Origin of the sequence: Companilactobacillus kimchii DSM 13961 = JCM 10707 (genome assembly GCF_001435445.1) — a bacterium.
GTDB classification, from domain to species: Bacteria; Bacillota; Bacilli; order Lactobacillales; family Lactobacillaceae; genus Companilactobacillus; species Companilactobacillus kimchii.
In genome coordinates this window covers 151,867-165,468 of sequence record NZ_AZDH01000005.1, presented here as the reverse complement: position 1 = coordinate 165,468, position 13,602 = coordinate 151,867, and the positions used below count along the sequence as shown (strand labels likewise).

The following is a 13,602-nucleotide window of genomic DNA, read 5'->3' as shown; positions in this document are numbered from 1 at the left end:
ACTCCTTCCAATTAATGAAATCAAATTCAAAACCTCCACTTTTTTCATAATATTTTCCTACATATTTGAATGGCATATTTATGATATGCATGACTGCTATCATAAATCTACTTTGATGTATTACTAATTCAGCACTACTTCTAAATTACGAAAAAAAAGAAGGCCTCTCGGCCTTCCTTTTTATATTTAAAATCATTCATTCTATTTCTACTTAATACCAAGCATTAGTGTCTAAATAAACACCTTCAACTTTTTTTACCCATTCATTTGTTGCTACTCGATAATAAACATTTCCGGCTGGATCAATAGCCTCTTTATCGGCTAGCCATGAAGTGTCCTTTTGAAGCGCACGATTCTTTATAACTTCACGATCGATATTGTAAAGCTTGTAATAAGAACTAGCTTCATTGACATTGACGATACCTTTAATATTTTTAATAAAGGTTACGTCGCGTGAGTCGATCCACTCATTTGTCGCAACACGATATTGTTTAACCCCTGCACGATTTGTACGGTATTGATCTGTTAACCATGAAGATTGTTCAATTAAAGCACGCTTATTCACTGTTTCATTAGCACGATTTTTCAATGAATAATAGGCTTGTCCAATAACCGTTCTAACAACACCAGGATCTTTGTAATATGTCCAGTCATCTTCATTATCAATTAAGTATACATCGCGAGAATCAATCCATTCGTTTGTCGCAACACAATATTGTTTAACCCCTGCACGATTTGTACGATATTGATCAGTTTTCCATGAAGTATTCTTATCTAATTCACGGTTCTTAATCATTTCGTTAGCACGATTATTCAATTGATATGAATCTTGACCAGTCTTAGTTGTGACTACGCCATAATTGTCATAGTAATAGGTCCAGTCATCTTCATTTCCGACAAAGTATACATCGTTAGAATCAATCCATTCGTTTGTTGCAACGCGATATTGTTTAACTCCCTCACGATTTGTACGATATTGATCAGTTTTCCATGAAGTGTCCTTACCTAATTCACGATTCTCAATCGCTTCGTTAGCATGGTTATTCAATTGATATGAATCTTGATCAGTCTTAGTTGTGACCACACCATAATTGTCATAGTAGTAGGTCCAGTCATCTTCATCACCTGTACCAGTACTATTATTGTTATTTCCGGTATTGCTGCCAGTGTTGTTACCTGTGTTACCACCGGTATTTGATCCACCACCAGTACTTGTACTTGGTTTAACAGTAATTTCACGGATATAAGTTACTGACTTACCATCTTGAGAAACTATTCCGTCACCAAAGTCATAAGCATTATTATCATTTTCAGCTAATGGGAAAGTAACTCTTTGATAGTAAGATCCTTCTTTCAAATCACCAGTAACATTACCATCATCAGATGTAGCATTCTGAGCATTTTGCTTGGTACTGAAAATACCACTAAAGACTGGATTGCCAGAATTAATAGCATTTCCTTTGCCATCTTGCAAAGTTACTCCAGTTGGATCTTTCAAACTAGCTGCATCAGATGAAGTATTGTAACTAACACTTGGACTGTCGATAGTTGCCGTAGCAGGATTAGTTGAAGCATCAATTTTTTGAAGGAAACTAACCGTACTATCAGTCTTATTAATTTCTCCCTTAATGGCGCTAAAGTCATAGTTAGCAATTGTATTAGCTGAAACCTTGAAGATAACCCTACGGTAATAAGTACCCTTTTTGGCGATTGTATAGCCATGGGCATCGCTAGAATCAGCCGGTTTTAAGGTATTATCTTTCATAATATAGTATTCAGGACTAAAGCTAATGCCTGCAACCGCAGTTGGAGCATCAATCAAACTATTTCCGTCAGCATCAGTTAATGAATAACCAGCCTTAGAACTCAAGCTTGAATCCTCACCGTCAACATCAACCTTAACATTCTTAGTATCAGTAACAGCTTGACTTACCTTAACTCCACTTTCTTGTCCGACTGAAATTGGTTGAATATAAGTGATTACTCCATCTTTATTGGAGATAACATTTCGGTCAGTAAACGAATATTTATCAGCGTCAGCAGCCTTGAATGTAATAACACGATAGTATGTTCCAGCTGTGTCAAAACTTGTTATAGGATCACTAAGCTTTCCGGCATCGTAATTCTTATATACAGTTATTCCCGCACTTACCTCAGCTTTGATAGTCTTTCCATCAGCAGTCTTTAGAGTATATTTCTCATTAGTTGCTGGTAATGTTGATACCAAGTTACCAACTGTGGAAGTTACTTTATCAACCTTAACTGTTGCCGCTGTTACTTCTGGAGCTGTTACATTAATTGCCTGAATATAAGTAATTATTCCATCTTTATTAGAAATAACATTTGGATCAGTGAACGTATATTGATCACTATCGTTGACAACTTTGAATGTAATAACACGGTAATATGTTCCAGCTGTATCAAAGCTTGTTACAGGATCACTAAGTTGTCCAGCACTGTAACTCTTATATACAGTTGTACCTGCACTTGCTTCAGCTGCGATGTTCTTACCATCAGCAGTCAAGGTGTAGTTCTTGTTAGTTGCTGGTAATGTTGATACTGCACTACCAACTGTTGAAGTTACTGTATCGACTTTAACTGTTGCCGCAGTCACCCCCGGAGCTGTTACATTAATTGCTTGGACATATGTAATCGTTCCGTCAGAGTTTACAGTAGCATCCTTAACATTATAATAATCAGCTGGATTAGCTGTTGGAGTGAAGGTAATGGCACGATAGTAAGTTCCAGCTTCATCAAACTTATCACCAGTAACCAGTTTGGTTAAATCTTGATCTTTATAAACCTTTGTATCTGCCTTCGCATTTGCAGGAATAACTGCACTATTTGCGTCATCAGTATTTAAAGTATAACCGTCAGCACTAGGGAGATTATTAATTGAATCACCGATTTTGGCGTTAGCAACATTGACTGTTACCTTGGCATTAATCTTATTAATTGTAATTGTTTGAACGAAGGTTGCTGTATTAGCTGCTTCGTCAACTTTAAATACATTTTTATCAAAACTATTATTCTTTAATGCATTGTCTTTTAAATTAAACGTTACTGTACGATAGTATGTACCTGTTTTGGCATAAGTATCACCGCTAGTTACACCAGTAGCAATATTCTTAGCCGAGCCATTTAAAACATCAGACTCATTGTTGTCATCGGTTGAGTAGTAATTGCCAAAGGTTACACTGTTTACTATTGAGTTATCATTACTATCTTGAACATAATTTTGTTCACCATTTTGTTCATCTTTAACACTTGAACCGACTGTAACAGTGACACTTTTATCTGTTACTGGTTCAACTTGACCTGCACCAACTGTAATTGCTTGGACATATGTAATCGTTCCGTCAGAGTTTACAGTAGCGTCCTTAACATTATAGTAATCAGCTGGATTAGCTGTTGGAGTGAAGGTAATGGCACGATAGTAAGTTCCAGCTTCATCAAACTTATCACCAGTAACCAGTTTGGTTAAATCTTGATCTTTATAAACCTTTGTATCTGCCTTCGCATTTGCAGGAATAACTGCACTATTTGCGTCATCAGTATTTAAAGTATAACCGTCAGCACTAGGGAGATTATTAATTGAATCACCGATTTTGGCGTTAGCAACATTGACTGTTACCTTGGCATTAATCTTATTAATTGTAATTGTTTGAACGAAGGTTGCTGTATTAGCTGCTTCGTCAACTTTAAATATATTTTTATCAAAACTACTACTATCTAATACGTTATCTTTCAAATTAAAAGTTACTGTACGATAGTATGCACCTGTTTTGGCATAAGTATCACCACTAGTTACGCCAGTAGCAATATTCTTAGCTGAACCATTTAAAACATCAGCCTCATTATTATTAGTAGTTGAGTAGTAATTACCAAAAGTTACACTGTTTACTATTGAATTACCATTATTACCTTGAACTTTATTCTGTTCACCATTTTGCTCAGCTTTAACGCTTGAACCGACTGTAACAGTGGCACTTTTATCTGTTACTGGTTCAACTTGATTTGCACCGACTGTAATGGTTTGAACATAGGTAACTGTCCCGTCAGCAATATTTACATGTACATTACTGTCATTAAACTTGTATCCACCCAATGTACCAGCGGTTGGTTTAAAGGTTACTAAACGATAATATGTACCTGCCTTAATAAATTTGCCGCCACTAATTGCATCAGTAGCTTCATTACCACTAATACTATTTAAAGCACCATTCGATGATTTATAAAGGGAACCTAAACTGACATCGGCATTTATCTGTGTCTGTTTATCGTTAGCAAGATTCAATGTATCGTTATTTGTTGTGGTATCAAGGACATCACCAACTTTAGCATTTACCGGAGATACAGTGACCTTAGCATTTATTGAATTAATAATTACCTTTTGCACATAAGTTACAGTCTTACCGTCTTTTGAAAGCTGATGTTCAGGTGTTTCTGCCAAAGTATTGGCATCCAAAGCATCACCGTTCAAAGTAAAGGTCAATGTTCGGTAATATGTTCCAGCCTTTACATAATCACCATTTTGAACAACTTCCGGATCAACCGTAGCAGTTCCATTTAATACTTTAGTAGGATCTGAACCGTCAACGTAGTAGGTATTTCCATAATCAACATGACTTACTAATGTCTTACCATCTGAATCTTTAATATTATTCTTTTCACTATCTTGTTCAGTTTTCACACTAGATTCAGCGTCTGCCATTGCATCAACGACTGTCGGAGTTACGGTTGAACTATCAACATGAACTAGCTGAGCGTAGGAAACAGATCCATCTGAATTTTGTTTAAACTTAGGTACTGTACTTAAATCATTAGCCAATAGAGCGTTAGGTGTCAATTTGAAAGTGATTGTACGATAGTAATCACGACTCTTAAGAAACTTATTATCCTTTACACTTTGAGAAGGAGTGTCACTATACCAATCATCCTCAGAATCATAATACGATGTACCATAACTAATTCCACCATCAGCAACAATTGAACCAAAGTTTTGTGAATTATATTTACTTACAATGTCACTACCATTGGCCGTCTTCAAACTATCATCATTTGAAGGGGTTGCTGTAGTTGTTGTAATGCCCTTAATATTAGCCGTAGCAATATTATTTACAACAATAACTGGTTGTAAATATGTAACCGTATTGGTAGTAGTATTAGTTCCCGCTAGATCATTACCTAAGAATTCATCAGCTTTAGCGGCACTGGGTGTTAAAGCAAAAGTGATTGCACGATAATACGTCTTAGCTACACTAAATTTACCATCGACAATGTCAGAACTTACTTTGCCATTCTTATAGTCTTCCAAACCATCATAGAATTTACCACTGTTATCAAATTGAATTCCATTAGCAGCAATAACTGTATGTCCAGTTTTATCAGTTAACGTATTACCATTTGATTCTGGTACATCATTGACTGACGTACTGGCATTAACTGTTGAACTAATAATTTTGGCAGTTGCAGCATTTTGTTCGACATCAATCTTTTGAACATAGGTAACACTAGTAGAACCGTTTACTCTAGGTGTTACTCCATTGATTTCTTCTCCAAAGGCATCCCTGTCAATAGCTCCAGACTTTAAGTTAATAGTAACTGTCCGATAAACAGGACCGTTTTTAATGAAACTGCCATCTGAAAAGACCGTATCAGTAATTGGAGAATTACCATCCATAACATCCTGTACTTTAGCAAAATAATCTGTTCCAAATTGAATACTATTATCACCATCAGCAACAATCGAACCCGTACTATCAGTGACAGTATATCCGGTCGTATCATTTAACTTAGTATCACCAATTGGTATACCTGTTAAGGTATGCAAATCAGCAATATTAGCTTGTGTTGGTTCAGTTTGAACTTTAACCTCTTGTAAATACGTAACTGTATTGTTTGCCTTATCAACACTAACGAAGTTATCACCACTAAACTCATAAGCACTAGCTGAATTAGTTGTTAAATGAATAGTTACTTCTCTGTAATAAGGATGAACTGCAGTAAATGTATTATCGCTTCCTATATCATTAGAAGGCTTATTATTTTTAAAATCATCAATACTATCATAGTAAGTTGTTCCATACGCAACTCGACCGTCTCCATCAACAATCGAAGTTCCGTTAGCTGTAATATCACTATTTTCAAAGTTTTGAGAATCACTAGTCTTAGTGCCAGCTTGAATTCCATTAACCGGATTAATAGTTGCTGTTGCAGCTACTGGTGAAACATTAATAGTTTGAACATAAGTAATTTTGTCACCATTGATCACATAATCAGTATTCAAAGTACCTGGAGTAAAGATATTTTCAGATCCTGCTCCTGCCTTCAAATTAAAAGTGATCGTACGGTACAAATTACCACTACCGGTTATTTCACCATCACTTGTAACTCTTGCTGTTTTCTTTGAGGTATCCCCAGACAAAGCCTCTGTTGACTTATCATAATAAGTTGAACCAAAACTTATACCATTATCTGTAACAATTGAACCAGTACTATTTTCAACAGAATCACCCGTGAAATCATTATCTAAGGTTGATGTCATTGATCCTGATGTAGTATTAATAGTTCCGACATTTACAGTTGCAGAGTCTTTGTTAACCTTGATAGCTTGAATAAAGATAACTATATCGTTATCTTTATCAACTGAGTCAGCCCCTGGATATGTATAAGCATAGCCATCACCGGAATTAACTTTAATTGCAATCAGACGATAATATGTCTTATTTGGTTCAAAGAAAGTAATCTCTAAAGGATTTGTTCTATCCTTTGCATCAGTTTCAGATCCATAGTAATCACCAATGATTACACTATTTTTAGTAATAATTGATGCTTTAGTATCATCATCGTCCAGAGTATAGCTTGACGTATCAGTTAACTTTGTTCCATCTATATCTGTACCACTTGGTGTAGTTCCGGCCGCAACAGTTAAAACTTTGTTAGCAAAGGTTGCTGTTCCTGCTTGATTGACTGTAACAGATTGAACATAAGTTACTGATTTTTCAGTTGCATTGGGTTCACCATATGAACCTGGGAATGAATACTTATTATAAGCATCATCAGTCAAATAGAATTTAATTGTTCGATAGTACGTCGTTGAATTCTCTAATCGACCAGTCCTTTGAATATCAGCATCTTCTGTATTCAATTGTGGGTCATCATAATAAATTGTTCCCAACCCTATACCATTAACACCTTTATTTGTATCAAGAAGTGATGTATCACCATCCACTAAAGTATCCTTAGTATTATCGGCTACGGCTAATTTTATATCGGAGGTTTGAGTCCCCATTGGAACATTTAGATTTTCAATTTTAGGCTTAATTCCGACTGCATTTATTTTAATATGTTGAACATAAGTTACAGTACTCTCTTCTTTATTAACTCTGACATTAGGATCAACCGCATCGAAACTATTATTAGCTATTGCCCCTTTAGTCAAATAGAAGGTAATCGTACGTAAATAAGCACCAGTTTTAGCAAAATTGTTGCTAGCATCAACGACATCGGTTTCAGCAGTAGCTTTATTGTCTAGAATCAAACTGTCGTAAGCGCTATCTCCGTTATCTTTATAATATTTAGTTCCAAAACTGACTCCATTATTACCTCGAGAAGAATCAATTAAGGCAGCATTACTTAATGTATCGTCTGAAACGTCATCTGATACCGGACTTCCAACTGTTGAGTTCACACTATTTATATTAGCCGAAACACTATTTTGAACTATAACTGGCTGACTAAATGTAACAGTATTTTTGGTACTAGCAACCTTGTCACTTGAGAAACTGAGATTGCTTGTATCCCCACTTAGAGTAAAAGTTATTTTACGATAGTAGGTTTCCGCTTTGACAAATTTCCCATCGACAACTGCATCATTGGCCACATTTGTTGCAGCAGCATCAGTATAATAAGTTTCACCAGGTTCTATCTTACTTGTCGCAACTTCATTTCCATATTCATCTATCAATTTATCTCCAGAGGTATCTGATAACTTTGAATTATCAGCTAAAGAGGCGGAGGAATTTACAGTTACTTTTGGACTAGTAAAATTAAAAATAGCCTTACCAGCAACAACAATTGGTCGAACAACTGTTATCATTCCAATATATTGATCTGTTGTCCCAGATTTAAGAGACCTATTGAACGCATAATCTGTCCCATCTACTCCCTGAGTACTGCTGCCGTTAATATACGTTTCATATGGTCTAAGTACAGACTGTGTTAAGGGATCAATGGCACTGCTTATCACATTTTCAATAGCCTTATCTTTACCATTATCCAATTTATAAGAGACAGTTTGATAATAAGTCGTACCACCCTTTATAATTTTTCCTGTTGAATTTACAGTATCACCTGCATTACTCTGTGTAGAATCGGTTGGATCAAAAGTATCGCTTTTAGCATACTTTAAGGCCGCATCAGATGATGTAAAGAGACTTTTCCCGTAAATAGGTGTTCTAGCCATATCTTCGGAATCACTATATTTATTAGAATAATTGTCAGTTACAAGAAGTGAATTATTACCACTTTGTAATGGAGAGTCTGAAGTAGATGTCCCAGTAGATACTGATGTTGGCTTAGTATCTTTAGTTATATCCAGTCTACTTGTATCTATTTTGAAGTAGAAATCTTTTAAGTTATCAGGTACACCTTGCAAAGAAGGTGTTGCATAATTACCCTCACTACCTTGACGTAAGTGAACTCCGACGATTATAGGTAATTTAACTGTTCCTTTTGTAATCCTGTCCGCCAAATCTAAGATATCCTGAAGGGTACTGAGCTGTTCGTCTTCGTCTTTACCAGCACCTCTAATTGAAAAATAGCCCATAATATCGCGATAATAATAATCCGTATCTTGCCATCTAGGAGATGTTCCAAAATAATAAGGCACTTGTATTTTACTTGGATCTTGATCCTTTAATCCATTTATACCGGCATTATTTTGAATATCATAAATATGTTGAAGTTTATTAGGACTGAAGTAAAAAAAGTCTGTACTCATTTGATCCGTTTTTACTATATTTTGTAAAGCTGCTGTCAAACTATCTGTACTGGCAACATATCTATCATCGAATTGGTTCCTAAATGCCGTCAACATTTGTGTTGGCGTTAAATCTGGATTAGTAATAGCTTGTCCTGCTGCTTCAACAACAGTTGATGGAGCTATTTGATTAATAATGATTGGAGAACCGGCGGCAAGCAGTGCGACTGCAACGGCGCTACCTATATATTTAATATTTCTTTTTTTCATCACAAAATCCCCTCCGATTTTCGACGAGCAATTAATTAGCTTAATAACTTAAATTTTATCACTATCAAAAAAAAAATAACCAATATTTCGATAAACTTATATATCCCAAATAATTTGATTTTATAAGACAAACGAGATTTTGACTTAATAGGAGTTTGAATACACCATTTTTTTGAAATCATTTTATTTTTTAATGATTTTTCTTTATTATCGATTGAAATATAAACAAAGATTATTATGTTTAAATCCCTAGAATTTGAGAGTCTAATATAGAAAAAGAATGATTTTGATTATTTTTAAAGTATGTGAAAAAACATTTAAAAAAAGTGCTCCGTAATTGTTAGATTTCTCGTCTAATAATTACGGAGCACTTTCTATCTATTCTTAATATTTTAGAGTTTTCCACCAAAAACAGGAAATACACTAGCATCGCCATATTCCATTTGGTCAAGCTTTGCCAAAGTCTTCATGTCTTCATCAGAAATTTCAAAGTCAATATCAGCGTTTGATTTCATATGATCTGGATTAGCTGTCTTAGGTAGAACGACAACGTTTAATTGCCAGTCATAACGAATGCACAATTGTGGCACACTGACGTTATATTTAGCGGCCATCTTCTTGATCAAATCATTGTTCATAGCAGCACCGTGAGCAATTGGTGAAAATGCTTCAACAACGATTCCGTTATCTTGAGAATACTTGATAATATCAGTTGGCGTATCGCCAATATGAATTTGAACTTGATTAACGGCAGGTTTAGTATCACTATTCTTAATCAAATTATCCAAGTCTTCCTTTTGGAAACTTGAAACACCAATAGTCTTTAGCTTACCAGCTTTAACAGCGTCTTCCATTGCGCGCCATGTTTCCAAATTACCCTCAAAATGGCGATCGTTTCCTTGGTTAACTTCTTTCCAAGGTTGCGGATTATGAATAATCATCATATCCAAGTAGTCCAAGCCCATCTTACTTAAAGTTTCATCGATTGATTGTTTAGCTTCATCGTAATTCTTGATTTCAGCCGCAACTTTTGAATTAACGAAAAGTTGGTCACGAGGTACTCCAGCATTGCGAACACCTTCACCAACACCACGTTCATTGCCGTATGCTTGAGCAGTATCAATATGTCTGTAACCAATCTTAACTGCGCTCTTTACAGCATCAGCTGTTTGATCGTCAGGAATTTCCCAAACACCTAAAGCCAATTTAGGAATCTTTACACCATTGTTCATCGTAAATGTTTCATCAAAAATTGTCATAAAAGTCCTCCTTATTTGTAACCGTTTCTATTATAAGTTTGTTTATACTTCTTGTCCTGTAGGACGAATTACCATTTCATTTACAGCCATATTAGCTGGTGTATCAATTACAAAAGCAACTGCTTGAGCAATCTCTTCTGGTTGAAGGGCCATCATTCCTGAGCCAGGTTGCTTCATAGCTTCTTTCAAACCATTACGTACTTCATCATTATTGATGGAATCGAAAAGTTCAGTCTTAACAGAACCTGGCGCAATAATTGTCGTCTTAATATTATTCTGATGTTCTTCTTGACGAAGTCCTTCCATAATTGCACGAACGGCGTACTTAGTACCTGAATAAGCTGCATAGCCAGGCAAAACTTCATAACCTAAAACTGATGAAGTGGTGATCACATGTCCACTCTTTTGTTTCTTCATAATTGGTAAAGCCGCCGCAATGCCGTTTAGCACACCTTTAACATTGATGTCCATCATATTTTGCCATTCGTCACGGGCAATTTGATCCAAGTTATTAACTGGCATGATCCCTGCATTGTTGAATAAAGCATCAACACGACCATACTCAGCTACGGTTTTATCAATAACATTTTGGACATCATCAGCTTTAGTAACATCAGCTTCTACTACTAAAATATCACCAGCAGGATTATCTTTTTTAATTTCTTCCAAACGATTCATTCTTCTAGCAGCGATAGTTACTTTAGCACCTTCGCCAGCCAAAAGTTTTGCTGTAGCGGCACCAATACCACTAGAAGCTCCCATAATTACAACTACTTTATCTTTTAAACTCATTAATTTTCTACCTCAATTTTTCTAATAATTTTAGCTGGTACTCCAGCCACAATCGTGTTAGCAGGAACATCTTTTGTTACCACAGCTCCAGCACCTACGATTGCATTTTCACCAATAACTGTTCCCGGCGTGATAGTAACATTTGCACCTAACCAAGCATTATCATGAATGTAAACTGACTTTAAATTTAAATGCCGCCTCTGACTAGGTTCAATCCGATGATTAACCGAAACAATCGTCACATTAGGTCCAATCAAAACATTATTTCCAATATAAATTCCACCCAAATCAGTAAAAGTCACACCGGCATTAATGAAGACGTTCTTACCCAAATGTAAATTTCGTCCATAATCAGTATAAAAAGGTAAACGAATTTCAGTCGATGGATCAACCTTCTCATTAGTAATCTGACTTACCATTTTACGAACTTCGTCAGTATCATGAGCACCGGTATTCAATTCTTGAACTAATTTCTGGTTCACATCGATATTTTTTTGAATCCCATCATAGGCCGGTGTTCCCAAATCTAATTTTGATTCCAAACGACTACCTCATTTCCTAACTCATTGATTGATTTCATTATACGGATTGACTATTATAATGTTAAATACTTATTAATAATGGATTACTATAGCTTTTAGTAATACTTAAAAGAAATGGAGAAAAATACGGATTTTACAGATGTCGTCAAACAGCGTCACTCAGTTCGCGATTTCAAGGATGAACCAGTCTCTCAAGAGGTTCTAACAGAGATTATTGAATTGGCACAACAGGCTCCTTCTTGGGTCAACTCTCAACCTTGGAAAGTTTACGTTGCCACAGGCAAAACACTTCAAAGTATCAAGGATACTTATATTCAAAAGGATGCAGAAAAAGGTAATCCCGAATTTCCAGTCATGCACCGTGATGACTGGAGTCCTGAAACTCAAATTAACATGAAGCAGTGGCGCCATGAAATCGTCCACCATTTTGAAAACTTTGATGAAGCTCACGAAAAAATGAGTGGTGCCAGCACTAATCTTTATCATTCACCCACAATAATTTTTCTCACAATTCCTAAAGGTTCTTCACTTTGGTCCGTCTTCGATGCTGGTTCGTTTGCCCAGACTTTGATGTTAGCGGCTAAAGATAAGGGACTTGATACGATTCCAACTTATACCAGCGTACGTTTTCCAGACGTTATCCGCCAAGCAATGGAAATTCCTGACGATGAAACTTTAGCTATTGGTATTTCTATTGGTTATCCTAAAGATGCCACAATCAACACTTATCAATCAAAACGTGAACCTGTTGAGAAAATCCTAAAATTTAAAGACTAGAAAAGCCCAGTGTATTAGCCATATTGATGGTCTACACTGAGCTTTTTTGTACTGATTTTTTATTTATAAATAACCAAAGTTCTATGTTTTATAGTGAAAACGAGCTACACAAGGGCAACTCTCTACTGAATCGGGCTTGTTCCGCTCTCTAGAAAGAACCTCGTCGTTATATTCAATGCTTCCTGACGGGAATTTCCAATGGAAAACCCATGATCAGCATCATCTAACAAATATAACTGATCATTTTGATAAACGTCATCGTATCTAGTTGAAGCAATCTTATCGACCACGGTATCTTTCAAACCATGCAACAAACAAACTGGACCTTGATATTCTTTAGCAACGTCATAAATAGGTAGAGTTTGCGCTGTTCGAAGATAGAAACCTCCTAGTGTTAAACCCTTTTTGATTGGTAAAGTATCTGGAATGTTTTGTGGATCATATGTGTAACCTTGCGTATTACCTTTCAAAGCATCATCTTTTAAAGTTGCGGCTGGAGCTAGAAGGGCCAACTTATCGATTTTGTCATGATAATAACCAGCAATCATACTAGCGACTACTCCACCTTGAGAATGTCCCAAAAGATACAACTTCTTAACGCCTTTAATACTACGAGCATAATCTAAAATGGCCTTACCGTCACTGATTTCATTTAAGACAGTCATATCTTGAAAACGACCATCACTTTGTCCATGACCATTAAAGTCAAAACGCAAAGTAGCCATCCCCTTAGCTTCAAAACGTTGTGCTAATTGGTAAAGTAGTTGATCTGGGTCAATTCCACGATTGGAAGTAAAACCATGCATCAAAACTACTAAATTAAATTCCTCAGTTTGTGGTTTAACCAACGTCCCTCGTAAAGTTAAACCATCACGTTTTATTTCAACATCCATATTCTGACTCTCCTTTTTGATTATTTTAATCCTCCCCACTACTTCTGCCAAAGAAATTTCATAAGCGGCTACCATATTAATTGTCA

At 35.9% G+C, this 13,602-nt stretch carries 6 protein-coding genes; 1 reads left to right on the top strand and 5 read right to left on the bottom strand.

Annotated elements, in window-relative coordinates; all coding sequences use genetic code 11:
- Positions 1-211 precede the first annotated feature (211 nt).
- The 4 genes from FC97_RS03325 to FC97_RS03310 all read right to left on the bottom strand — a co-directional run bounded on the left by FC97_RS03325 (position 212) and on the right by FC97_RS03310 (position 11,846).
- Positions 212-9,253: a beta strand repeat-containing protein gene (locus FC97_RS03325; RefSeq protein WP_056967797.1), complete on the bottom strand. Its 9,042-nt coding sequence runs from the start codon at positions 9,251-9,253 to the stop codon at positions 212-214.
- 392 nt (positions 9,254-9,645) lie between these two features.
- Positions 9,646-10,512: an aldo/keto reductase gene (locus FC97_RS03320; RefSeq protein ID WP_054643026.1), complete on the bottom strand. Its 867-nt coding sequence runs from the start codon at positions 10,510-10,512 to the stop codon at positions 9,646-9,648.
- A gap of 42 nt (positions 10,513-10,554) precedes the next feature.
- Entirely contained in the window at positions 10,555-11,304 is a 750-nt protein-coding gene (locus FC97_RS03315; protein WP_054643025.1) for an SDR family oxidoreductase, read from the bottom strand.
- Complete coding sequence (locus FC97_RS03310; protein WP_054643024.1) at positions 11,304-11,846, bottom strand: sugar O-acetyltransferase; 543 nt, start codon at positions 11,844-11,846, stop codon at positions 11,304-11,306. The genes FC97_RS03315 and FC97_RS03310 overlap by 1 nt, the downstream gene beginning before the upstream one ends.
- 114 nt (positions 11,847-11,960) lie before the next feature.
- Here FC97_RS03310 and FC97_RS03305 point away from each other — a divergent pair, with 114 nt between their 5' ends.
- On the top strand, positions 11,961-12,623 hold the full coding sequence (locus FC97_RS03305; protein ID WP_054643023.1) for a nitroreductase: 663 nt from the start codon (positions 11,961-11,963) through the stop codon (positions 12,621-12,623).
- Positions 12,624-12,745: 122 nt separating this feature from the next.
- Here the strand turns inward: FC97_RS03305 and FC97_RS03300 are convergent, their stop codons facing one another.
- Positions 12,746-13,516, bottom strand: coding sequence for an alpha/beta hydrolase (locus FC97_RS03300; protein WP_054643022.1), 771 nt, complete (start codon positions 13,514-13,516; stop codon positions 12,746-12,748).
- Positions 13,517-13,602: the final 86 nt, after the last annotated feature.